This window comes from Priestia sp. FW507-14D1A (assembly GCF_058781295.1).
Genome location: NZ_JBYSWQ010000001.1, coordinates 798,687 through 823,589 on the forward strand (window position 1 = coordinate 798,687; position 24,903 = coordinate 823,589).

Sequence of the window (24,903 nt, forward strand, 5' to 3'; positions counted from 1 at the left end):
TGCAACCCTTTCCATTGAATTCTCAATCGTTTTAATTATATTTATATTTAATGAATAAGATGAAGTTTTTTAATGATCTTTTCTGCCTTCACATGAGGCATTATTATATAAATGACTTCTATAAAAAAGAACTTTTCCAAGAAGAAAAAGCTCTTTTTTATTAGTTGCATACACGATCAGCAAAGTTTTGAAACAGAAAACGTTTTACCTGCTCCTCAGTGTAATGCTTAAGAAGTTCTTCGATTAAATTCGTATACTGTTCATAGCTTCCGAGACGATGAACCGTTTTGTCAATGCCGTCAAAGTCAGAGCCAAAACCAACCGAGTATTCGCCTCCTCTTTCACACATGTAATCAAGATGACGAATCACATCCGCTATTTGCGCTTTGGCAGAACTCGTTAAAAATTCAGGGACAAACGTAATGCCAATCACGCCGTTTCGCTTTATTAAAGCATGAATTTGATCGTCTCTTAAATTCCGGGGATGAGAACACAATACGTGTGAATTGGAATGAGTAGCCACTACATAATGCGCTAGCTCAATCACATCCCAAAAACCTCTTACCGATAAATGAGAGACATCCGTCCACACTTTATGTTCATTATTCAATTCAACAACTTCTCTTCCAAAAGAAGATAATCCGGCGCCTCGAGGTTCTAAAATCCCGTCACACACAGCATTGCTGTAATTCCATGTCAAACCTACTGAACGTACACCCAGTGAAAAAAGCGTCTTTAAGCGAACTAAACTTGTATCAATGGCATCGCACCCTTCAAGCGTCAGCATTGCTCCTATTTCATCTTTTTTTAAACTATCTATATCGCGCTTTGAACGAACCCATTTCATACCGGGAAGCGATAAAATATGACTCTGAAACAGCTGGATCATTTCTAACGCAACATCAAAGCGCTGAGCTGCCGGAACTGCTTCCGGAATATAAATAGCGAATAGCTGAACTTTTCCTTTTGCTTTTTTTATTCCTTCTAACGTCACATGCAGCGCTGAATCATATGTAAAAGATAAACGTTTATTTAACCAGAGCTTCATCAATACATCACAATGAGCATCAAATATCACAACCCACACCCCTTTAACTCTATACAAAAAGGACCTGTTTGGCTTCTATGCTTTACAGGTCCGTGGTTTTTTATAATTATCGCGGCTCTACAATTAATTTAATGGCTGTTCGCTCTTCTCCATCAATTTGAATATCTGTAAAAGCTGGGATGCAGATTAAATCAACCCCACTTGGTGCAACGAACCCTCTTGCGATTGCTACAGCTTTTACTGCTTGATTAAGCGCCCCGGCCCCAATGGCTTGAATTTCTGCTGCGCCGCGTTCGCGCAGTACGCCTGCTAAGGCACCAGCAACTGAATTTGGATTAGACTTTGCTGAAACTTTTAATATTTCCATATCTAGCTCCTCCTTATTCTTTACAATGTATGATGAGAGATCATTAGACCAATGACTTAATTGATTTCAATGTTACTATATTCACGATATGTCAAACGTATTCCTGCTTGTTTTTCCTAAATATTCAAAAACTTATATTTCTACACCTTTCTTTTTTCTTTTTACGTTTTTGACAAAATAAAAAAGCCAACGTATCGTCTTTCGACACATTGACTTTTTCCCTTTATTCAAAAAACGGATGGTCTTCGTTAATTAAAATCCGCTCTGTTTTTGTTGCTTTCCCCGTCTTTTGATCAATATCAATAACGATTCCACTAAGCTGTGTTCTTCCTTCTTTTGGCACTTCAAATCGAACAGGAAGAGACGTTAAAAAACGCTTAATAACAGCTTCGCGCTCCATTCCTAAAATGCCGTCATATGGTCCCGTCATTCCTACGTCAGAGATGTAAGCTGTTCCTTTTGGCAATATACGATTGTCAGCTGTTTGAACGTGCGTATGAGTGCCGACAACAGCGCTGACACGACCGTCCACATACCAGCTAATTGCTTGCTTTTCACTTGTTGTTTCAGCATGAAAATCAATAAAAATAAGCGAAGTGCGCTGACGTGCTTCTTCAATCAGTTCATCTGCTTTTTGAAATGGACAATCAAGCGGGGCCATAAACGTGCGCCCTTGTAAATTAATCACGGCTACCTCAAGCTGATTATACGTAAAATACGTAATTCCCTTGCCCGGTGTACCTTCAGGAAAATTAGCAGGACGAACAAGATTTTTTGCATCGTCAATAAAATCAAAAATTTCACGTTTGTCCCACGCGTGGTTACCAAGGGTAATAATGTTAGCTCCTGCTTGCAAGAACTGACGATAAATCTTTTCAGTAATGCCTTTTCCTGAAGCTGCATTTTCTCCATTCACAATTGTAAGTCCCGGAGAGTATTTTCTTTTTAATCTTGGTAAATATTCTTCAACCATTTCACGGCCTGGAGAACCAACTACGTCTCCAATAAATAAAATTCTCATGTAAAAGCTCCTATACTTCATTCTTAATCTGCATCTTCATCTCTACGAAAAAAAATAAAGTGGCGAAACGCCACTTCATTTTTATTTTGCATACTCTACTGCTCTTGTTTCACGAATAACGGTTACTTTGATGTGGCCAGGATAGTCCAGCTCATCTTCAATTCGTTTTCGGATATCTCGAGCAAGTCGATGCGCTTCTAGATCACCAATCGTATCTGGTTTCACCATAATACGAACTTCACGCCCTGCTTGAATCGCAAATGATTTTTCAACGCCTTCATAAGACTCTGAAATTTCTTCTAACTTTTCAAGACGACGAATGTAGTTTTCTAACGTCTCACTACGAGCACCTGGTCTTGCAGCAGATAATGCATCCGCTGCTGCAACTAGTACAGCAATGATTGATGTTGGCTCTGTATCTCCATGGTGAGAAGCAATCGCGTTAATAACAACCGGATGTTCTTTATACTTTGTAGCTAATTCAACACCGATTTCTACGTGACTTCCTTCTACCTCATGATCAATCGCTTTACCAATATCATGTAACAATCCTGCTCGTTTGGCTAACGTTTCATCTTCACCTAATTCAGCAGCCATAAGTCCTGATAAATGCGCTACTTCCATTGAATGTTTCAGCACATTTTGACCATAGCTTGTTCTGAATTTTAAGCGACCAAGAATTTTCATCAAGTCTGGGTGCAACCCGTGAACACCGACTTCAAACGTCGTTTGTTCACCAACTTCACGAATATATTCGTCCACTTCACGGCGAGATTTTTCAACCATTTCTTCAATACGCGCGGGATGGATACGACCATCTTGAACGAGTTTATCAAGTGCAATTCTTGCTGTTTCACGACGAATTGGGTCAAATCCTGATAAAATAACTGCTTCTGGCGTATCATCAATAATAAGATCAATTCCTGTCAAAGTTTCAAGCGTACGGATGTTTCGACCTTCTCGACCGATAATTCGGCCTTTCATTTCGTCATTTGGCAAGTTAACAACTGAGACAGTCGTTTCAGCAACATGATCTGCTGCGCAACGCTGAATAGCAAGTGAAAGAATTTCTTTCGCCTTTTTATCGGCGTCTTCTTTTGCACGGTTTTCTGTTTCTTTTACCATTATTGCAATGTCGTGGGAAAGTTCATTTTCAACACGATCTAAAATAATCGCTCTTGCATCTTCTCTTGTTAAGCTTGAAATGCGCTCTAGCTCTGTTTGCTGTGCACGTACTACTTCTTCAACTTTGCTTTCCATCTCTTCAATATGCTGTTGTTTAACAGTAAGAGAATCATCTTTCTTTTCAAGTAACGCTTCACGTTTATCAAGTGATTCGTCTTTACGATCAAGATTTTCCTCTTTTTGCATTAATCGATTTTCTTGTTTTTGAAGTTCTGCTCGACGATCACGAATATCTTGTTCTGCCTCTGTACGAAGCTGATGGATTTCATCCTTCGCTTCTAGTAAAGCTTCTTTTTTCAAAGCTTCCGCCTCGCGGGTTCCTTCATCAATAATTTGTTCTGCACTAGACTTTGCTCCCGCAATTTTAGCTTCAGCAATCGATTTACAAACAAAAAAGCCAACAACTGCACCGACGATTAGGCCAAGCAAAGCGAAGATGATTGTATTAGTATCCATCATTTCACCTCCCCTTGCTATAAACTTGTAAGTTTTAAATTTCATGTCGGCATGTACATCGTATTCACCTTTCAATATACACACAAAGGCTTTTAAACGCTAAAATGTTTTAAAAAGGGAAAATATACATCTTAATTGTAAATCTGTGCATTTTTATTGTCAAGCCTGCCTCTACAGTATATATTGAAATTTCGTATGTTACTTTTCTAGCATTAACAATTTTTACAAAAAAAAGACCCCTTCTTTGAAATAGAGGAGTCTTTTTTTATCTCGCAGCAAATTAAATATTTAAATCGCTTTGATCGTCATCCTCAGGAGCTGGCTCTCCATCTTGATCTAAACCATGATGTTCACGCACTTGTCCCGCAATTTCCTGACGAATATCAGTATTTTCTTTTAAGAATTGTTTTGCATTTTCACGACCTTGACCTAGACGCTCGTCATTATATGAATACCAAGATCCACTTTTTTGAACAATATCTAGTTCAGAAGCGATATCCAAAATTTCTCCCTCTTTTGAAATACCTTCTCCGTACATAATATCTACTTCAGCAGCACGGAAAGGCGGAGCTACTTTGTTTTTCACAACTTTAATTCTTGTTTTGTTACCTACAATATCGTTTCCTTGCTTTAACTGCTCTGCACGACGCACTTCTAGACGCACTGAAGAATAGAATTTAAGCGCACGTCCACCAGGAGTTGTTTCAGGGTTACCAAACATAACGCCGACTTTTTCACGAATTTGGTTAATAAAGATAGCGATTGTTTTAGACTTGTTGATAGCTCCAGATAGTTTACGCAATGCTTGAGACATTAAACGAGCTTGTAGACCCACGTGAGAGTCTCCCATTTCTCCTTCAATTTCCGCTTTTGGCACTAATGCTGCTACTGAGTCAACAACAATAATATCTACTGCACCGCTTCGAACTAAAGCTTCAGCGATTTCTAAAGCTTGTTCTCCCGTATCAGGCTGAGATAATAATAGCTCATCAATATTCACACCTAATTTTTGAGCATATACAGGATCTAACGCGTGCTCCGCATCGATAAATGCAGCCTGTCCGCCCTGCTGTTGAACTTCTGCAATGGCATGAAGAGCAACTGTTGTTTTACCTGAGCTTTCTGGACCGTATACTTCAACTACACGTCCACGTGGATATCCACCTACACCTAAAGCTATATCTAACGCTAATGAACCACTTGGAATCGTAGAAATTCTTTTTTCCGTTTGTTCACCTAGTTTCATAATTGAACCTTTACCAAATTGCTTTTCAATTTGTTTTAAAGCCATATCAAGGGCTGCTTGACGATCGTTCACTCAATTTCCTCCTCTATCTCTTTGAAATTATCTATAAACTGCAAACTTACTACGATGTAGTAGCAATGTCGAATTAACAACTTTCTATAACTTACTATACTAGTTTTTGAGTCGTTTGACAAGCAAAAAGCGAATAAATGTTCGTTTATTATTTTATAAAAAAAAGGCTGTTTTTGAAAAACCAAACAGCCTTTTTTCTTTATTTCTTTATCATCTTTAATACGTAATGACAGCCATAATTAACCGTTCGTGAACGAATCCCCTGGCGGCTTCCGGATAGCTGCAGGCTGTAAACTTGAGGAGCTTGATCTTTATAGGCTACCCCTATATATACTGTTCCTACAGGATGTCCTTCTTGTTTGGAGGGTCCAGCTACACCTGTAAACCCGATGCCAATATCCGTTTTGTATAACTGTTGAATACGCTGAGCCATTTCAGCCGCGCACTGCTCGCTAACGGCTCCGTACTGATTCAACGTGTGTTCGCTCACTCCGAGAATATTTTGCTTGATTTCATAATGATAGGCGACCAGGCTGCCTTTTACAACTTCTCCAGCACCTGAAACAGTTGTTAAACGTTCGCTGAATAAACCGCCGGTTAAACTTTCGGCTGAAGCAATCGTTAATCCTTGTGCCGTTAATTCTTTTACCAATTCATTATGTAAAGAAGTTGCTTCGTATCCATATAAATACTCGCCTACGCGCTCTGAAATGGTTTTTTCCACTTCGTCTAACATGCGCTGTGCTTCAGCAGCATCAGCGTGCTTAGCAGTTAAGCGAAGCGTCACTTCTCCATCTCCTGCTAGCGGCGCAATCGTCGGGTTGGTTTGTGCATCAAGCAAATCTTCAATTTCCGTCTCAAGCTGTGATTCTCCTATTCCGAAAAAGCGAAGAACGCGTGATTCAATACTTTCTTTTAATTCAAGCTTTTGAGCTAAAAATTCTTGGCCATACGATTCATACATTGGATAAAGCTCTTTTGGAGGCCCTGGAAATAGCATATAGTGTTTTCCCTCTACTGTAAGCCCCATACCTGGAGCCATTCCGTAATCGTTAGGGAGCACTGCCGAACCTTCTAGCACAATTGCCTGTTTTTTATTGTTAGGTGTCATGATACGATTTGACTGTTTGAAATAGGCTTCAATACTTTCAAGGGCTTCTGCATTTGTTGTCAGCTCTACTCCTAGCACACTCGCAATTGTTTCTTTTGTTAAATCATCTTTTGTAGGACCAAGCCCGCCTGTGAAAATAATTAACTCCGCACGCGTTTGAGCTGTAGCAATCACTTCTTTTAAGCGCTGTGCATTATCTCCTACTACCGTATGATAGTAAACATTAATTCCAAGTTCGGCTAATTTTTTCGATAAATACTGAGCGTTTGTATTGGCAATTTGTCCAAGCAGCAGCTCAGAGCCGACTCCAATAATTTCAGCGTTCATCATATCATCTCCATCTTACTTATTTTGAGTTAACAAAAGCCTGTTTGTTTTTAGCAAAGTAGTCCCAGCCTGAAATAACCGTAAAAATCACTGAGATCCAAAGCATTACGCTAGCAAATGGAATGGAAACCCATTCAAAAGGCAAGTTATACAACAGAATAGCTGAAATAGCTAAAATTTGAGTCCATGTTTTAATTTTACCTAACATATTTGCTGCTACAACTTCCCCTTCCCCTGCTAGTACAAGTCTTAAACCTGTGATAGCAAATTCACGGCTAATAATGATGATAGCAGCCCATCCTGCACCTGCAATTAAATCTAAGTCAACAATAGCTACAAGCGCAGCTGAAACCAATAGCTTGTCTGCTAGTGGATCTAAAAATTTGCCCAAGTTCGTGACTAAATCGTACTTTCGAGCATAGTATCCGTCTATCCAGTCTGTTGTAGATGCAATAATAAATAATGCTGCCCCTAATAGGTGAGCGATCGGGATCTCTTTTCCTGCTGCCTCCACTGTACCGAATGGTAGCGGCACCATCATAAAAATGAGGAATACGGGAATTAGAAAAATTCGCGAAATGGTAATCTTGTTTGGTAAATTCACTTCTTCTGCCTCCAATTACTGTTACAAACTGAAAGCGTGCAAACGAAGTTGTTTGCACGGCTTTGGTTTTATTATAGCGTGAATGAGTAATTAATTCACATATTATCTTTATTTACACCCTGATCACTTTTTAAAACAGGCTGTTTACTGTGCTTCTGCCGGCTGATATTGAATCGTTACAACTTGTCGAACTTGCTTGGATGAATCAAACGGCAAGTCAACCGCTTTTCCATTTACTTTTAACTCTACTCCAGGTGAATAACCGATGTTGACACGAGCTTCAGTTTCTTTCGTTAAATCAAATTCTTTTGTTTCACCTTTTTTTAGAATGGAGCTAAAGAAAGCATTCCCTTTTCCATTTTTCACATCTAACCAAGTATCTGCTTGAGTGGATGTTACTTCTAGATTAAATGCATCTGTACCGGAAAGAGCATACGTAGCACTTCTGCCTGTTTTTTGAACTTCCTTGTATTCTTGTTTACCGCTGTCTTTCTTTTCTTTTTCCGCTTTTTCTTTCTCAGCTTTTTCTTTTGCGGCTTTTTCTTTTTCAGCTTTTTCTTTTTCTTGTTCTTTCTTATCAGCAGCACTTTGTTCATCTTCTGACTTGCTATTGTCATTTTTTGCAGTAGTTTCATTCGTTTCTTCCTGCGTGTTAGACTGCTGAACTTCACTGTTTGGAGCTTCTTGGTTAGCCTGCTCCTTGTTTTTATCCGAGACGATATTTTGAGCGATTACCCAAATAATAATCCCAACAACTACAACTCCCGCCACCACTAGAACAGTTGGAAGGTAGTCATATGCTTTTGAAACTCCTTTTGTATGCTGAGGAATTTCTTTGCGGCTGCGAACGCGCGAAAGCTGCTGCGGCATGTCTTCTGTTTGAGTTGAAGGAATGTCTGATTTGTATTCTTCAAAAATAGCATCTGTGTCCAACCCAATTGCTTCGCAGTATTGCTTAATAAACGCTCGTACGTAAAATTTCCCAGGCATAACCTCATAATTGCCTTCTTCAATGCCAAGTAAATAGCGTTTTTGAATTTTCGTTAGTTTTTGTAAATCCTCTAACGACAATCCTTTGCTTTCTCGTTCTTGTCTTAACCTTTGTCCTAACTCTGTCAATGCTAACACCTACCAATTATGCTAAAAATCAAACATCGATAATCCACCGTCTTGAAACATTTGAGGACCTTCCATTATTTCATATGTAATTTTCTCATTGGGGTCGTTTCTTATTTCAATAATGTAGGCAAAATCATCTAACGAATACTCGGTATTTTGTACAAATACATCCGGATGCTCCACAATTTTTGTCGCGGGTACATTCATTACTTCTCGAACAAGCTGCCAGTGCTTTTCATTCGCTCGTTTTGTCGATACAATCCCGTCAATAATAAAAATATTATCAGCGTTGTATTCGTCAGCAATAAGCTGACTGCGAATCGTTTGTTTTAAGAGTGTAGAAGACACAAAAAGCCACCTTTTGTTCGCACATACGCTAGCTGCTACAATGGATTCGGTTTTGCCTACTCGCGGCATACCTCGAATGCCGATAAGCTTATGACCGTCTTGTTTAAACAGTTCCGCCATAAAATCTACGAGCAAACCTAATTCATCTCTTACGAAACGAAACGTCTTTTTATCATCTGCGTCCCGCTGAATATAGCGACCGTGACGCACTGCTAACTTATCACGCAATTTAGGCGGTCTCATTTTTGTCACAATGATATTATCCATTGTTTTCAAAATAGATTCAAGCCTGTCTATTTGCTCATGTGAATCACAGCGCAGCAATAATCCACGGCGAATATCATCCACTCCATTAATTGTGACAATGTTAATTGACAACATTCCAAGAAGCGATGAAATATCACCTAAAAGACCCGGACGATTTTTTTGTATTTGATATTCTAAATACCACTCAATTTTCTCCATCAAACCCCTCCCATTTCTTGGCTGGCCTTCGAGAGGTGCCCCCTTTTTTTCACCTAGTTTAACTATAAATGATTTCCATTATATTATAAACCCTAAAGACAAGTAGTTCTACATTTGTTATGTATGTAAGCGCTTATTTATTTGTACTATTTAATTCTAAGAAAAAAGGAGCTTTCACACGCGGTGAATTAGCTCCTTTTTAGAAACGATAACTTATTTTACTGATCCGTTATTTTGAACTAATTTCACCATGCTGCTCGCAATCGCATGCTGCTCTTCTTTAGAAGCAACGCTCCAAAGGTCTGCTAAAATTCGCTCTTGATCATTTTTTGCATCAACTTGGTTTGCTAAATATCCACCAATTTGATAAGCAAGATCATGAATAACTTCTTCTTGCATTCCTTCGTTTTGCGCATGATGTAAACGGTCGCCTAAAAAATCTTTCCAGCTATCCCAGCTTTCTAATACTGACATGAGTAGCCCTCCTTAAGGTTTATTCATATCATAGTTTGTACCGTGTTTTTGATTTTATGCACACTTTATATGTACCAACCGCCATTAACCGATAATATTTGTCCCGTTATGTAGGAAGCTCGTGAAGATATTAAATATGAAACGGCATCTGCCACTTCTTTTGGATATCCTATTCTTCCTAAAGGGATCTCTTCAGCCAGCTCTTTAACCTCTTCTTTTGAATAGCTGGCCATCATATCCGTTTCAATCGCTCCGGGGGCAACTCCATTTACTCGAACCCCACTTAGTGCAACCTCTTTTGCCAAAGCTTTTACAAACGTATTTTGTGCACCTTTTACCATGGAATAAAGGACTTCAAATGAAGCTCCTGTAAGTCCCCAAATGGAAGAAATCATGATGATTTGTCCGCTTTTAGCACTAATCATTTTAGGTAATAAAGCTTTGGTAATAACAAAGGGAGCCGTGATGTGAAGATAGATCATTTCTTCAGTTTCTTTTGCCGAAGTATCTGTCATTAACCCGCTAACGCTTCGTCCGCTGTTATGAATAATAACTTCTACCGGAACAATAATTTCCTCTAAAAACTTCTCCACTCCCTCTTTGCATGATAAATCCGCTTGTACCGTAAACACGGTTTTTACCTTTTCCGCAAGCTCATGTGCAAGCGCCTCTATTCTGTCTCTTCGTTGATGGTAATGCAAAATAAGCGAATATCCTTCCTTAGCCAATTGCTTGGCAATCGCTGTGCCAATTCCTCCGCTTGCACCTGTCACAAGGGCAAATTTCTCCATAACCTTCTCTCCTTTACATGCAAAAAAGCTGATGAACATCAGCTTTTTTGGCAACAATCATCTTTATTTAGGTACTACTTCACAAACCGTAAAGTTCTTTTCATCAATAATCTCGTTTAGCACATCTTTTATTTCGTTCACCTTCAGTTTTTCCAGCGTTTCAACAATATCAAATAAATTCATATCATTAAATGCATAGCGTGTAAACTGATTAGCGATAAACTCAGGTGAGTTTAATGAACGTAAAAACCCGCCGATTTTCTTTTTACGGATACGCTCAAGTTCTTCTTCTGTTAGTGATTTTGTTTTCATTTCAAGTAAAATTTGTTTAACTCGATCATACAGCTGCTCCGGTTGGTCCGTATCTCCTCCGATAAGAGCAAAACCAAATCCTCTTTCCTCCGTATAATCATAAGCAAATGTTTCATCAATGAGCCCGTCTGCATATAACTCCTCATAGTACGAAGAGCTTTTACCAAATGCGTAATCTAAAATAATATTCATTGCTAACTCATATTTAAGCATTTCTCCACCTGAACGCTGCGGGTTTTTCGCTTTTAGACCCACCATACATTTAGAAGACTGCACCGGCATTTTTAGTACTTGTTTTTCTTGATCCACCGTTTCAGGCTCTTCGTCAAAATGACGCTGTATGTCAGAGATTTCTTTATAATCTTTTTTCTGCTGATTGTCTCGAACTTGCTTCATTACCTTTTCCGCATCAACAGGACCTACAATGAACAACAGCATGTTGCTTGGATGGTAGAATGTTTCATAGCATGTATACAGCAAATCTTTATTAATATGTGAAATCGATTCAATCGTGCCGGCAATATCAATTTTAACAGGGTGGTTTTTGTACATATTTTGAATGGTGCCAAAATACAAGCGCCAGTCCGGATTGTCGTCATACATTGTAATTTCTTGACCGATAATGCCTTTTTCTTTTTCGACCGTTTTTTCTGAGAAGTACGGCTCTTGTACAAAGTCCACTAATGTTTCAAGGTTTTCTTCAAAATTTGACGTACAGCTGAATAAGTAAGCTGTGCGGGTAAAAGAAGTAAATGCATTGGCCGAAGCGCCTTGTTTACTAAACTGCTGAAAGACATCCCCGTCTTCTTTTTCAAATAATTTATGCTCTAAAAAGTGTGCGATTCCGTCCGGAACTTTTGTCATTTCATTTTCATTTAGCGGTACGAATTGATTGTCAATCGATCCGTAGTTCGTTGTAAAGGTAGCAAACGTTTTGTTAAACTCCGGCTTTGGCAAAATATATACCTGTAGCCCGTTATCCATTTTTTCATGATACAGCTGTTCCTGAAGCTGCGAAAATTCAATTTTCTCCATTTTCTTCACCGCCCGTTCCTGTTAAGAAATAAATTGTATCCATTTCAATTTTCTCAGCCACTTTAATAATTTCCTGCTTAGATACCGCATCAATATGCTTTAAGTATTCGTCAATTGAAATGTCTTTGCCTGTTAATTCATTATGATACATAACCTCTACTAGTCCTCGTGGAGTATCCACCGTTTCAAGCAGCTGATTGTGAATGACGGCTTTTGTTTGAGCGATTTCGCCGTCTGTGAACGACCCTTGCTTCATCTCCTGCATTTGTTCTTTAATAATGGTCACGGCTTGGTCGTAATTTTTAGCATCAATACCCGACATCACCATCAGTAACCCCTTATGACTTTCTACCCTTGAAGCGGCATAATAGGCTAAGCTTGCTTTTTCACGCACATTGATAAATAGCTTAGAATGTGAGAAACCTCCGAATATACCGTTAAATACTTGCAGAGCAAAATACTGCCTATCTCCGTATACAACATTTGTGCGGTAGCCAATATTTAATTTCCCTTGTTTTACTTCTTGTTTTTCCACTACTTCATTTACTTTTGAGATATCTTTAGACGTAATAGAATCTTCAATGTCTTTTTGCTCGCGCTTTGGTAACGTAAATGTTTCTTTTACTGTTTGTAAAACCTCTTCGACTTGCAAATCTCCAATAGCATAAAGGTGAATGGCATCTTCTTTTAACACCTGCTGATAATAGGCGTACAAACTTTCACCTGTAATTTCTTCCACGTCGTCAATTTGACCGTTTACATGTAAAGAGTAAGGTTCTTCTTTACACATTTCTTCAACTAGTCTTAAATTAGCATAGCGCATTTTATCATCAAATACGGCTTGAATTCTCTGACGAAGCGAACGCTTTTCTTTTGTCATAATATCCTTTAAAAAAGAGTCCCCTTCAACTGCTGGCTTTAATAAAATATCGCCAAGAAGCGCTAACGCTTTTTGCAAAAGCGGAGTTGAATCTTTCAAATATTTTTCGTTCGCTATATCAATGCGAATCGTAATATCGTGGTTATCACCTTTTTTTGTTAAGTCTACTTGTAAAGTAGCACCATAAAGCTCATCTAAATATGTACGAAGCTTTGTCGTAGACGGCAGCGACTCGGTAGCGCTTTGAAGTACATAAGGTAAAAGGGCACGCATTGTCACCGTTTTCTTATCTAAAGGGGCATTTAGTTTTAAAATGAACGTGTTTGTTTTGTACTTAGCTGTTTGAATGGTATGAACAGTCAATCCTTCTAGTTCATGTTTTTGTTCAGTCAATAATTTCATATATAAACCTCCTTTTAAACTTTGATGTATTAACTAGACAATACTTCTATTTTGAATCTTTAACGCTAATTTTAGTCTTATAACCACTATATCGAATTCAAGGAAACATTTTCAAGTAACTTGCCGCGCGCTTCCTCATTTCTTTTCATATTCTTTCTCTCAATGAAAAAAAGGCGGAGAAAAGAATATGATTTCTTTGTCTCCACCTTCTTATATTTATCCAACTTTAGTCATTGTTAGACCTTATATAGTGGATTTATTAGCGGCGGCCTTTTTCGTAAGGAACGCCTAGCGCTTTAGGAGCCTCAGCACGTCCTACAAAACCAGTAAGTGCTAAGATTGTTAATACGTACGGTGCAATAGTTAAAAGGACGGATGGGATATCTTGAATAACCGGAATCTGAGCTCCCGTGATACTCAAAGACTGTGCTAATCCGAAAAACATGGCTGCACCTAAAGCACCAATAGGATGCCATTTCCCAAAAATCATAGCTGCAATAGCAAGGAACCCTTGTCCAGCAATCGTTCCTGCTGCAAAGTTTGTAGCGATAGACGTAGCATACACGGCTCCGCCGATTCCAGCGAACATGCCAGAAATCATAACCCCAACGTAACGCATTCTCACAACTTTGATCCCCATTGTGTCTGCTGCCATTGGGTGTTCACCAACTGAACGAAGACGAAGACCAAACGGCGTTTTATAAATGATGTACCATACAGCAAAAGCTAGCACAATTGCAATATAAGACGTAATAGGAACATTCGAAAACAGAATTTTACCGATTACTGGAATGTCTGATAGACCTGGAATACTTACTTTATCGATACGGAATTGGATAAAATCTGTTTGTCCTTTCCCAAAAATCTTTTTGATTAAAAAGATTGAAAGACCCGCAGCTAGAAAATTCAGCGCTACCCCGCTTACAGTTTGATCTGCTTTTAATGTAATACTTGCAACAGCATGAATCAGCGAGAACACAGCGCAAACAACAGCCGCAATTACTATCGCTACCCACGGGGCCCAAGCACCTAATGAATCCTGAAGTAAAAGGGTTGAAACAATACCTGTGAACGCGCCAAACATCATCAGCCCTTCTAATCCGATGTTCACGACCCCGGAACGTTCACTAAATATCCCTCCGAGCGCGGTAAAGATCAGCGGTGCAGCTGAATAAAGCGCCGCTGGAATAATAATGGCTAACACCTCTAAGAAGTTCATTTTGCTCCCCCCTTGCCTGCACGGCCAAGCACCCAGCGAATTAAATAACTAGATGCAACAAAAAAGATAATAAGCGCAATGACAATTTGAATTAATTCAGACGGTACGCCTGTCATAAAGTTCATTTGAGGAGCCGCAGTTTGCAATCCTCCGAAAAAGAATGAAGCTAATAAAATTCCAATTGCACTGTTAGCTCCTAAAAGGGCTACGGCGATACCGTCAAATCCCGTACCTGTAAACGCAGTGAATGTACCCATATACTGAAATGTTCCAAGCCCTTCCATTGCCCCGGCAAGCCCGGCAAAAGCGCCTGAAATCGCCATGGATAACACAATGTTTCGGCCTACATTCATTCCTGCATACTGTGAAGCATGTTGATTAAAACCAACAGCTCTTAGCTCGAAGCCCTTAGCTGTTTTATTCAAAATAAACCACATTACGACGGCTGCAGCGATGGTAATAAGAATGCCGTAATGAAGGCGAGAGTTATTGGTTAACTGTGCTAAAAAGCTTGATGCTAAAGATGCCGATTCTTTAATATCATACGATTTTTCATTACCCGCGTATAAATACGTACGGATTAAGCTGCTCGTTGTATAAAGGGCAATATAGTTCATCATGATGGAAACAATTACTTCATGAACATGAAATTTTGCTTTTAAAAACCCTGGAATAAACGCCCAAACTGCTCCAGCTGCAGCTGCTGCTAATACAGCTAAAGGAATATGAATGACTGCTGGTAAATCAAACGCATACCCAACCCATACTGAAGCCAACCAGCCAACTAAAAGCTGTCCTTCTACTCCAATGTTAAAGAGACCGGTTTTATAAGCAAACGCAACCGCAATACCAGCCAGAGCAAGAGGAGTCATGGCACGAATCGTTTCTCCAATGGCTTTTGGCGTTCCAAACATCCCGTCAAAAAGAGATTGATAGCCAAGCATCGGATCATAGCCGCCTAGTAACATAATAACCGCTCCGGCAATGAGTCCTAATATGGCCGATACAACAGGAATCAAAATCATCATTACACGTTCATTTTTCACAAGTTTATTCATGCTGTTCCACCCGCTTTCTCACGCGTACCGCCTGCCATTAATAATCCTAACTCTTGTTCATTGGTTTCTTTTGGATCTACAATGTCGACTATTTCCCCTTCATAAATAACCGCAATGCGATCGCTTAGATTCATTACTTCATCTAGTTCTAGCGAAACGAGCAGCACTGCCCGTCCTTTATCTCGTTCTTCAATCAGCTTTTTATGAATAAATTCAATGGCTCCTACATCAAGCCCCCTCGTTGGCTGAGCTGCAATTAATAGTTCCGGACTGCGGTCTACTTCACGGGCAATAATGGCTTTTTGCTGATTTCCGCCCGATAGCGACCGCGCTTGCGTATATTCACTAGGCGTTCGCACATCATATTCTGCAATTAACTCTTTTGCTTTTTTATACAGCTCTTTATAATTCAAAATACCTGATTTAGACATCGGCTTTTGATAATACGTTTGAAGACCGATATTTTCACCAATTGTATAATCTAATACCAGTCCGTGCTTATGGCGATCCTGCGGAATATGTCCTACTCCTGACTCCGTAATTTTACGAGTGGATAACGTAGACAGCTCTTGATTTTTTAATGTGATCGAACCCGACTTTATTTTTCTCAGACCCGTAATTGCCTCAATCAGCTCTGTTTGACCATTTCCATCTACACCCGCGATGCCTACAATTTCGCCTGCTCGAACGCTTAGATTAAGTGAACTTACAGCCTCTACTCCTCGGCTGTCTTCTACTACTAATTCTTTTATTGTTAACACAGCTTCTTTTGGAGTCGCTGTTTTCTTTTCAGTTTTAAAATGAACTTCTCTTCCTACCATTAAAGCGGCAAGTTCATCAGGGTTCGTTTCTTGCACATTTACCGTGCCAACTCCCACACCTTTTCGAATAATTGTACAGCGGTCGCACACTGACATAATTTCTTTTAATTTATGCGTAATTAAAATAATTGACTTTCCTTCTTGAATTAACTTTTTCATAATTTGAATTAATTCCGTAATTTCTTGAGGTGTTAAGGCGGCAGTAGGTTCATCAAAAATAAGAATATCGGCTCCTCTGTAAAGCGTTTTTAAAATTTCCACTCGCTGCTGCATGCCAACTGAGATATCTTGAATCTTCGCATATGGATCTACCGATAATCCATATTGATTTGAAAGCTCTTGAATATCTTGAGCTGCTTTTTTAATGTTGATTTTCCCCGTTCGCGTCGGTTCGTTCCCAAGAATAATATTTTCTGTTACTGTAAAGTTTTGAACAAGCATGAAGTGCTGATGAACCATCCCAATTCCTAAGTCGTTCGCTACGTTAGGGTCCGTGATTTTGACTTCTTGGCCGTTTACACGAATCTGCCCTTTTTCAGGCTGATAAAGTCCAAATAAAACGTTCATCAGCGTTGACTTACCTGCACCATTTTCCCCTAACAAAGCATGAATTTCTCCCTTTTTCACTTGGAGTGTAATATTGTCATTAGCGACAATACCGGGAAACTCTTTGCGAATATCTAGCATTTCAATAACATATTCCACTGCTTTCACTCCCTATTCCTGCCTGCTACAGGATTCTGTCTTCGGTTTTTTGGCTATGAAAAAGGCTAGTTTTCACTAGCCTTTTATACTCATATAATCATTGCTTAACAGACGTCAGCTTATTTTTTTAGCGTTTTTTCAAACTCTTTAAATTCTTTATCCGTTTGAGGCACTGTAATGTCACCGTCTAGAATCTTTTGCTTATACTCATCAACTGCTTTTAACGCATCTTTACTTACATTATCTTGTGATGGGGCAATTCCTACTCCGTCTTCTTTTAAGCCAAACACAACTTCTTTACCACCTGGGAATTTATCGTCCATTGCTTTTTTTGCAACATCTTCTACAGCCAAGTCAACGCGTTTAACCATCGACGTTAACGTTACGTTTTCAGGCATACCTTCTTCATGCTGATCGCGGTCAACTCCAATTACCCAAACCTTTTTATCTTTACCGCCTTTTGAACGGTTTTTAGCTTCTGTAAATACGCCGTTTCCAGTACCGCCAGCCGCTTGATAAATAATATCGGCTCCTTTGCTGTAAATAGTAGAAGCAATAGCTGAACCTTTTTCTGGAGAGTTAAAACTTTCTGCGTATTGAGAGATAACTTCAGCATCTGGGTTTACAGATTTAACACCTGCTTTAAATCCGTTTTCAAACTTCTTGATTAATGGAGATTCAACACCTCCGATAAAGCCGATTTTGTTCGTTTTCGTTTGTTTAGCTGCTACTACACCTACTAAGAAAGAGCCTTGCTCTTCTTTAAATAGAATGCTTGCCACGTTATCTAAGTTCTCTGACTTTAGCGTATCGTCTACTAATGCAAAGTTAGCGTCTGGATACTGCTTTGCTGCTTTTTTAATATCTTCTTTTAACAAAAAGCCAATTCCATACGTCAAGTTGTAGCCACTCTCAGCAAATTTAGAAAGATTGCTCTCGTATTCAGACGCTTTTGTAGACTGCAAATACTTATATCCAGTCCCTTCATCAAGTCCGTTATCTTTCCCAAACTTTGTCAGACCTTCCCAAGCAGATTGGTTAAACGATTTATCGTCTACCCCGCCCGTATCTGTTACCATTCCCACTTTAAAATCTGCCGCTTTTTTATCTCCGCCGCTCTTACCTGCGTCGTCTGAGCCACACGCACTTAAAAGTGTTCCTGCCGCTAATACTAGTGATAATGCAAGTCCCGTTTTACGTTTTAACATGTTTTAACCCCCTGAATAGTTTTAAAAGTATAAAGCCAATTTTCTATTTCGTCCTTGTGACCTACATTTGACACCTCCTTAAAAGGACAATGTTAAACAGTTGGAAATTTTCTGACATTTAACCACAAAAAAAACTAGACGCGTTTACGCAGTACTTGGAAACTAAATTGATCTGCTTTAAAATAATTGATGGAATATAAAATGGGGTCATCATGCTGGTCATAATGCATTTGTTTCAGTACAAGCAACGCGGTTTCTGGCTCGCATTGTAAAATAGGAGAAACTTTTTCATGATAGCCTAGAGGCTCAATGTTTGCCACGGCGTATGCAATGTGCTTTCCTGCTTGTTTTTCAAGAATTTCTAGCAAAGACTCTTGTTTATATTCAAAATTTTCAGGCAATATTCTTTGAGGAACCTTGTCCATGCAATATACAACCGGCTCTCCGTTTGCCGTTCTCACCCGTTCAACAAATAAAATTTGTTCGTCTTCCCCGCATGCAAAACGTGTTAAATCATTTTCAGACAACTCTTGTATTTGAGAAGATAAGAAGATTGTTCCAGCCTTCATACCGGCTTGTTCAATCATATGTGTTATACTATTTAGTTGCTCAATCCCTGACAAAAAAGTAGGTTTCGTGTTGACAAATGTTCCCACGCCGTGTCTGCGAACAATAATATTCTCTTCTTCTAATATGCGAAGTGCCTCACGTAGCGTTGCGCGGCTAACCCCTAGCTGCTTTGATAAATCAAACTCTGAAGGGAGCCTTTCCTTTTCTTTAAAAATTCCTTTTTCTATATTTTGTTTAATTTTATCAATCACTTGTAAATACAAGTGCCGATTATCCGCACGTATAGACATCACTCTTCCTCCATATTAAAAAGTCATCAGACCTCTGATGTTCGACTACTTAATCGAAAATAATATATCATTTTTCGACAGATAAATAAATAGGTTATATTAATTTTTTATTAAAATTTTTAATATTTTTTAAAAAAAATGAATTTTTGTTATTTTTTAATGTCAGCATACCTAACAACCTGCTTTTCTTCTAATATTAGATAAAAACCAAACATTTTAGTCATTAAATTTTTTAATATTCGTTTTTATTTCATTTATTTAGCATGACATATTTTTGTATGATACTATTCTTCCTCTCTGTCGTTTCATAAAAAAGATGACTTGCACATATGCAAGTCATCTTTTCTAGTAACATTATTAAGATCCAACATCCTCATTCTGCTGAGAAATCAGGACGGAACGCGGCTTACTTCCTTCATAAGGTCCCACCACTCCACGCTCTTCCATTGCATCGATTAAGCGCGCAGCCCGGTTATAGCCAATTCGAAAGCGTCGCTGCAGCATAGAAACAGAAGCTGTTTGCATTTCTGCTACAAGCTGTACCGCTTCGTCATATAGCTCATCTGCAAAATCATCAACTTGTTCAGGAGCATCGGTTGGAATCATTTCTTCTTGATACTGCGCTTTTTGCTGTGCAATTACAAAATCAACAATCTCTTCTACTTCTTCATCTGATAAAAAGGCACCTTGCACACGCACAGGTTTTGAAGCTCCAACAGGCATGAACAGCATATCTCCTCTTCCTAGAAGCTTTTCAGCTCCTCCCATATCTAAGATCGTACGAGAGTCAGTTTGTGAAGATACACTAAAAGCGATTCGGGAAGGAATGTTAGCTTTAATAACTCCCGTAATAACATCTACTGATGGTCGCTGTGTAGCAATAATCAAATGAATGCCGGCAGCACGAGCCATTTGAGCAAGACGTGTGATCGAATCTTCTACATCAGATGAAGCAACCATCATCAAGTCAGCCAACTCATCGACAATCACCACAATATAAGGAAGAGTCGGCTGTTTTGCATCGGCGTCTCCATCGTCATTCATACGTTTTACTAAATCGTTATATCCTTCAATGTTTCTCGTTCCGCTGTGTGAAAACAGCTCATAACGTCGCTCCATTTCATTTACAACTTTCTTTAAGGCTTGAGAAGCTTTTTTCGGATCCGTTACAACAGGAGCCAATAAATGCGGAATACCATTGTACATATTGAGCTCAACCATTTTAGGGTCAATCATCATTAATTTTACTTCATGAGGCTTTGTCCTCATTAAAATACTAATAATAATACCGTTGATACATACACTTTTTCCGCTTCCGGTTGCCCCTGCTACAAGCATATGAGGCATTTTATTAAGCTCTGCTAGCACAGCTTCACCTGAAATATCTCTTCCTAAACCAACTAATAGCTTTTTATCCGGTCGGTTATTTTCAGTTGCTTCAAGTACTTCTCTAAGTGAAACCATCGCTACTTCTTCATTCGGCACTTCAATTCCTACCGCTGATTTCCCGGGAATTGGAGCTTCAATCCGAATATCTTTGGCAGCTAATGCAAGTGCTAGATCATCACTTAAATTAACAATCTTACTTACTTTTACTCCTACATCAGGATATACTTCATATTTTGTAACAGCTGGTCCAAGGTGAACTTTTGCCACTTTTGCTTTTACGCCGAAGCTTTGAAACGTTTTTTCAAGTTTTTCGGCATTTTTATAAATGTTTTTATGCTCTTTTGCCTGGTTGCTTTTCTTTGGCATCGTTAATAGCTTGATAGGAGGAAGCTCATACTCTTTATTTTCCGTTTCAGTAAATGTAATCATAGGAGCTTTTTCTTCTTCCTGTTCCTTTTGCGGCCTTGGCTGTTGCGGTGCAGCAGCTACAGGCTTCGATTCCACAACCGGCGGCACCGGAGCTATAGGAGCAGCAGGAGGTTGACTAGACTCTTCCTCTCCGTAGTCAAAGTGTTCAATAATTGGAGGCGAAGGTGCTTCTACTTCTATGTCCATGCTTTCTTCAGGCTCTTGAACAGCTTTTTCTTGGCGTCTCTTTTTTGTTGTTTTGGGAGCTTTTTTCTTTTTATGTTTCCACGTCTGAATATCTTGCCAGCCTTCTTTTAACTCCGTTGTTAAAAAATTCACTAGAGGTGACAAAAGTTTTAATACCGTTTCGTGAAGCGAACGTCCGGTAATAAGCAGTACTCCAATCACAATAAGCAAGGCAGCGATAAGTTCTGTTCCTAAGCTATCAAATAGATAGTAGAACATGGCAAACATAATAGCTCCTATCATCCCTCCGCCTAAATCACTGTGATTCGATTGGCCCGTTGCTTCGAGCATATACAAATCCCACGTGTTCATAATGACAGACGGATCTGTAAACGTTCCGTTTTTTGATAAATTTTCAAATAACGTAACATGACTAAACAGTAAAATAGATAAAATAATGAGATATGTACCGATAAGCTGCCGCGTCACTAAAGGAGGCATTTCCCTTTTCCAAATAATATAAACAGATAGAATAGCCATTCCGATTAAACACAGCATATACCATTCGCCAATAAATAAGCGGACCACTAGTACAAGGGCCTGTCCTACAGCACCAAGTCCTGCCATGGCAATTAACGTTAATGCTAATAAAAATAAGCCAATAAGCTCAAAGCGCAATATGCGTTTCCATTCATCCTTTTTTATTTGACCTCTTCGTTTTTTCTTTGCCATTTTTCCACTCCAATCAACGTCCAACGCTCTATGTTGATTTTGTTTCTTTTATCAGTTGAATAAAAAAGCAGCCAATACAGCGGCTGCCTTCTTCGTCATATTCATTATACCATATTCACCATAATTATACTGAAATCCTTACGACAAAATTTGACCAGGATAATAATTTTCATTCAAATAATCTTGAGGATTCGTGCTTAAAATCCTCACAATTTGCTGTTGCTTTTGTTCATTTTCTTCAACAATAACCGGGATTCCATTATGGCTAATAAGCTTTGGCTGAGATTGTTCTTGTTGATAAGACTGCTGAAAGATTAGTTCTTGCGGCATCATTGTATACAAAATCATTGCAGCAGCTGCTCCTCATTCTGACGTCCTTGCTCAATCAGTTCATTCAACTTTTTGATCGCTTGAGCAACTCCGCCTACTTCGTTAATTAACCCGTATGAAACAGCATCTCCGCCAACTACATTTGTCCCGATATCACGCGTTAAGTTCCCTTTTGAAAACATTAGTTCTTTAAACTTTTCTTCTGAAATATGAGAGTGTTCTCTCACAAAGTTAATCACGCGCTCTTGCATTTTATCTAAGTATTCAAATGTTTGCGGTACACCAATAACAAGACCTGTTAAGCGAATAGGGTGAATGGTCATGGTCGCTGTACCGGCAATATACGAATAATCAGTTGAAACCGCAATTGGAACACCGATTGAATGTCCGCCTCCTAACACAATGGACACAGAAGGCTTGGATAACGAAGCAATCATTTCAGCAATTGCAAGACCCGCTTCTACATCTCCACCTACTGTATTCAAAATAATAAGCAATCCTTCAATTTTTGGATTTTGTTCGATCGCCACAATTTGCGGGATGACATGCTCATATTTTGTCGTTTTGTTTTGAGGAGGCAGCTGCATGTGCCCTTCTATTTGTCCTACAATCGTTAAACAGTGAATATTAGAATCCTGAGGAAGCTGAGCCACGTTGGTCTGTCCTAATTGTTGAATTTTATCTAATATCCCGCCCTTGCTTTCTTCATTTTTATTAGGCTGCTGAGGCGCTTCATCAGAATGTAATCTTTCGTTATTTTCAAACATATTCTAGCTCCTTTCACTTATTGATAGTAGTAGTATGAACTTCTCATAGTTATTACATCCGCATCAGCTGCAAATAAAAAGCCTTCCCAGCGGGAAGGCTTCACATTAGATTTCCATAATAATCGGTAAAATCATCGGTTTACGACGGGTTTTTTCATATAGAAATTGATTTAAACTTTCTCTCATTTTTAATTTTAATGAAGACCACTCGATCACTTTGTCTTCCATACACTTTTCTAAAATTTGCTGAACAATCTTCGTTGCTTCTTCTAAAAGCTTTTCTGATTCTCTTACATAGACGAATCCGCGGGAGATGATTTCTGGCCCCGCTACTACCGTTTTTTGGCGTTTATTAATCGTAACTACTACCGTTAAGATTCCGTCCTGTGACAGCAGCCTGCGGTCTCTCAGAACGATATTTCCAATATCACCGACGCCTAGTCCATCAATAAGTGTATTTCCTGCTTGAATAGAACCGCTAGGGTACATGCGAGCATCTTTAAACTCAACTCGCTCACCTTTTTCAAGCAAACAAATATGATCTTCTGATATTCCTAATTGACCGGCCAGCTTTGCATAAGCTTTTTGTTTTCGATACTCTCCATTCACAGGCATGACATATTTCGGCTTTGTTAAGTTAATCATAAATTTTAATTCTTCTTGACTGCCGTGTCCGGAAGCCTGCACTTTCTTCTGAGCAAACACTACGCTTGCTCCTAAACGAAAGATGACGTCAATTGTTTTTGAAAAGGTCGTTTCGTGCCCCGCCACAGGTGTAGCAGCCAGCAGGACCGTATCATCTTGTTTGATTTGAATAAATTTATGGGACTGTTTAGCCATTCGAGTAAGACCTAAAATCGGCTCTCCGTGATGACCTGTTGTTAAAATAACCGTTTCATGTTCTGAAAGATCTTTTAGCTTTTGCACAGGAACAATTAAATCCTCAGGCAGCTGCAAATGTCCAAGTTTTGCTGCAATATCAATGATTTTCAGCATACTTTTTTCCATAACGATCAGATTGCGGCCATGCTGATATGCGGCATGAATGATTTGCTGAATGCGGTGCAGATTGGAACTGTATGCAGCCACAATGATTCGACCTTTGCTTTTATAAAAAGCGTCGGTAATATTTTGTCCGATAACCGCTTCGGAAACTGTATAGCCCGGCTTATCCGCATTTGTACTGTCTGAAAGCAAACACAGAACGCCTTGTTCCCCAATGGCAGCCATTTTTCCAATATCAGCGCTTTGAATGCTGACTGAATTTTGATCAAATTTAAAATCACCTGTATATACAATCGCACCTTGATTTGTTTGTAAACAAATACCGACTGAATCTTGGATGCTGTGCTGCGTTCTGAAAAATGAAATATCTACTCCTTCAAACGATAAAACCGTTGACGAAGTGATAGGATGTAAAGCTTCATATTTTTTAATTCCATATTCTTTTAACTTTTCTTTGATAAGTGCTAGCGTTAATTCTGTACCATATACAGGCACATCCAATTTTTGAAGTATAAAGGGAATAGCGCCAATTTGTTCTTCGTGTCCATGAGTAACAAATATGCCTTTTACGTTCTGCTGATTTTCTACTAAATATGTAATGTCCGGAATGACAATATCAATTCCTAACATTTCCCCTCCCGGAAACTTTGATCCTGCATCTAACACATATATGTTTTCATTGATTTCCACCACATACATGTTTTTTCCAAGTTCTCCGACTCCACCCAAGGCTGAAATTTTAATATTTTCTGTCTTTTCTAGTACCATAAGCTCCTCCTACTTACTTTCACCCGTTCAATTTCATTTGCTTACATTATAACTGAAGTAAGAATTGGAATACAAGAAATTTCATTCGTCTATTTCCGTCATCTGCTCTTCTATTATCTTATAAGAAAAAAACGTCTCTTCATCGACTCGTATATACGGTCAATGAAGAGACGTTTAAAAAACA

At 39.0% G+C, this 24,903-nt stretch carries 22 protein-coding genes; all 22 read right to left on the reverse strand.

Annotated elements, in window-relative coordinates:
* Positions 1-160: 160 nt before the first annotated feature.
* On the reverse strand, positions 161-1,078 hold the full coding sequence (locus AC3WJG_RS04590; RefSeq protein ID WP_060745996.1) for a dipeptidase: 918 nt from the start codon (positions 1,076-1,078) through the stop codon (positions 161-163).
* 76 nt (positions 1,079-1,154) lie between these two features.
* Positions 1,155-1,415, reverse strand: a complete 261-nt coding sequence (spoVS, locus tag AC3WJG_RS04595) for a stage V sporulation protein SpoVS (RefSeq protein ID WP_003181955.1) — start codon at positions 1,413-1,415, stop codon at positions 1,155-1,157.
* Positions 1,416-1,638: 223 nt separating this feature from the next.
* Positions 1,639-2,436, reverse strand: a complete 798-nt coding sequence (locus AC3WJG_RS04600) for a TIGR00282 family metallophosphoesterase (protein ID WP_025750269.1) — start codon at positions 2,434-2,436, stop codon at positions 1,639-1,641.
* Between the two features lie 81 nt (positions 2,437-2,517).
* Positions 2,518-4,077, reverse strand: a complete 1,560-nt coding sequence (gene rny, locus AC3WJG_RS04605; RefSeq protein WP_013058803.1) for a ribonuclease Y — start codon at positions 4,075-4,077, stop codon at positions 2,518-2,520.
* Positions 4,078-4,357: 280 nt separating this feature from the next.
* Complete coding sequence (gene recA, locus AC3WJG_RS04610) at positions 4,358-5,395, reverse strand: recombinase RecA (protein WP_028410857.1); 1,038 nt, start codon at positions 5,393-5,395, stop codon at positions 4,358-4,360.
* A gap of 199 nt (positions 5,396-5,594) precedes the next feature.
* Entirely contained in the window at positions 5,595-6,836 is a 1,242-nt protein-coding gene (locus AC3WJG_RS04615) for a competence/damage-inducible protein A (protein ID WP_028410856.1), read from the reverse strand.
* Between the two features lie 16 nt (positions 6,837-6,852).
* On the reverse strand, positions 6,853-7,437 hold the full coding sequence (gene pgsA, locus AC3WJG_RS04620) for a CDP-diacylglycerol--glycerol-3-phosphate 3-phosphatidyltransferase (protein ID WP_013058806.1): 585 nt from the start codon (positions 7,435-7,437) through the stop codon (positions 6,853-6,855).
* Between the two features lie 144 nt (positions 7,438-7,581).
* Entirely contained in the window at positions 7,582-8,565 is a 984-nt protein-coding gene (locus AC3WJG_RS04625) for a helix-turn-helix domain-containing protein (RefSeq protein ID WP_223546233.1), read from the reverse strand.
* A 12-nt stretch (positions 8,566-8,577) separates the two neighbouring features.
* Positions 8,578-9,369 carry a DUF3388 domain-containing protein gene (locus AC3WJG_RS04630; RefSeq protein ID WP_013058808.1) on the reverse strand — a complete coding sequence of 264 codons (792 nt, stop codon included), beginning with the start codon at positions 9,367-9,369 and terminating at the stop codon, positions 8,578-8,580.
* A gap of 213 nt (positions 9,370-9,582) precedes the next feature.
* A complete protein-coding gene (locus tag AC3WJG_RS04635) occupies positions 9,583-9,843 on the reverse strand; it encodes a DUF3243 domain-containing protein (RefSeq protein WP_028410855.1) in 261 nt (86 codons plus the stop codon).
* A gap of 65 nt (positions 9,844-9,908) precedes the next feature.
* Positions 9,909-10,634: an elongation factor P 5-aminopentanone reductase gene (gene ymfI, locus AC3WJG_RS04640; RefSeq protein ID WP_337133945.1), complete on the reverse strand. Its 726-nt coding sequence runs from the start codon at positions 10,632-10,634 to the stop codon at positions 9,909-9,911.
* 63 nt (positions 10,635-10,697) lie between these two features.
* Positions 10,698-11,981: an EF-P 5-aminopentanol modification-associated protein YfmH gene (yfmH, locus tag AC3WJG_RS04645; RefSeq protein ID WP_025750276.1), complete on the reverse strand. Its 1,284-nt coding sequence runs from the start codon at positions 11,979-11,981 to the stop codon at positions 10,698-10,700.
* Positions 11,968-13,263: an EF-P 5-aminopentanol modification-associated protein YfmF gene (gene yfmF, locus AC3WJG_RS04650; RefSeq protein ID WP_013058812.1), complete on the reverse strand. Its 1,296-nt coding sequence runs from the start codon at positions 13,261-13,263 to the stop codon at positions 11,968-11,970. Before yfmF ends, yfmH begins: the two co-directional genes overlap by 14 nt.
* Positions 13,264-13,522: 259 nt before the next feature.
* Complete coding sequence (locus tag AC3WJG_RS04655) at positions 13,523-14,482, reverse strand: ABC transporter permease (protein ID WP_028410853.1); 960 nt, start codon at positions 14,480-14,482, stop codon at positions 13,523-13,525.
* Positions 14,479-15,540 (reverse strand): ABC transporter permease, encoded by a 1,062-nt coding sequence (locus AC3WJG_RS04660; protein ID WP_014458483.1) that lies wholly within the window; start codon positions 15,538-15,540, stop codon positions 14,479-14,481. Before AC3WJG_RS04660 ends, AC3WJG_RS04655 begins: the two co-directional genes overlap by 4 nt.
* Positions 15,537-17,066, reverse strand: coding sequence for an ABC transporter ATP-binding protein (locus AC3WJG_RS04665; protein ID WP_028410852.1), 1,530 nt, complete (start codon positions 17,064-17,066; stop codon positions 15,537-15,539). The genes AC3WJG_RS04660 and AC3WJG_RS04665 overlap by 4 nt, the downstream gene beginning before the upstream one ends.
* A gap of 119 nt (positions 17,067-17,185) precedes the next feature.
* Entirely contained in the window at positions 17,186-18,274 is a 1,089-nt protein-coding gene (locus AC3WJG_RS04670) for a BMP family lipoprotein (protein WP_013058816.1), read from the reverse strand.
* A gap of 134 nt (positions 18,275-18,408) precedes the next feature.
* On the reverse strand, positions 18,409-19,134 hold the full coding sequence (locus AC3WJG_RS04675) for a GntR family transcriptional regulator (protein ID WP_102813778.1): 726 nt from the start codon (positions 19,132-19,134) through the stop codon (positions 18,409-18,411).
* A gap of 357 nt (positions 19,135-19,491) precedes the next feature.
* On the reverse strand, positions 19,492-21,849 hold the full coding sequence (locus AC3WJG_RS04680) for an FtsK/SpoIIIE family DNA translocase (protein WP_098249191.1): 2,358 nt from the start codon (positions 21,847-21,849) through the stop codon (positions 19,492-19,494).
* A 138-nt stretch (positions 21,850-21,987) separates the two neighbouring features.
* Positions 21,988-22,197, reverse strand: coding sequence for a YlzJ-like family protein (locus AC3WJG_RS04685; RefSeq protein ID WP_025750284.1), 210 nt, complete (start codon positions 22,195-22,197; stop codon positions 21,988-21,990).
* Positions 22,194-22,946 (reverse strand): ClpP family protease, encoded by a 753-nt coding sequence (locus AC3WJG_RS04690; RefSeq protein WP_013058820.1) that lies wholly within the window; start codon positions 22,944-22,946, stop codon positions 22,194-22,196. The genes AC3WJG_RS04685 and AC3WJG_RS04690 overlap by 4 nt, the downstream gene beginning before the upstream one ends.
* Before the next feature lie 105 nt (positions 22,947-23,051).
* Positions 23,052-24,719: a ribonuclease J gene (locus AC3WJG_RS04695; RefSeq protein WP_102813779.1), complete on the reverse strand. Its 1,668-nt coding sequence runs from the start codon at positions 24,717-24,719 to the stop codon at positions 23,052-23,054.
* Positions 24,720-24,903: the final 184 nt, after the last annotated feature.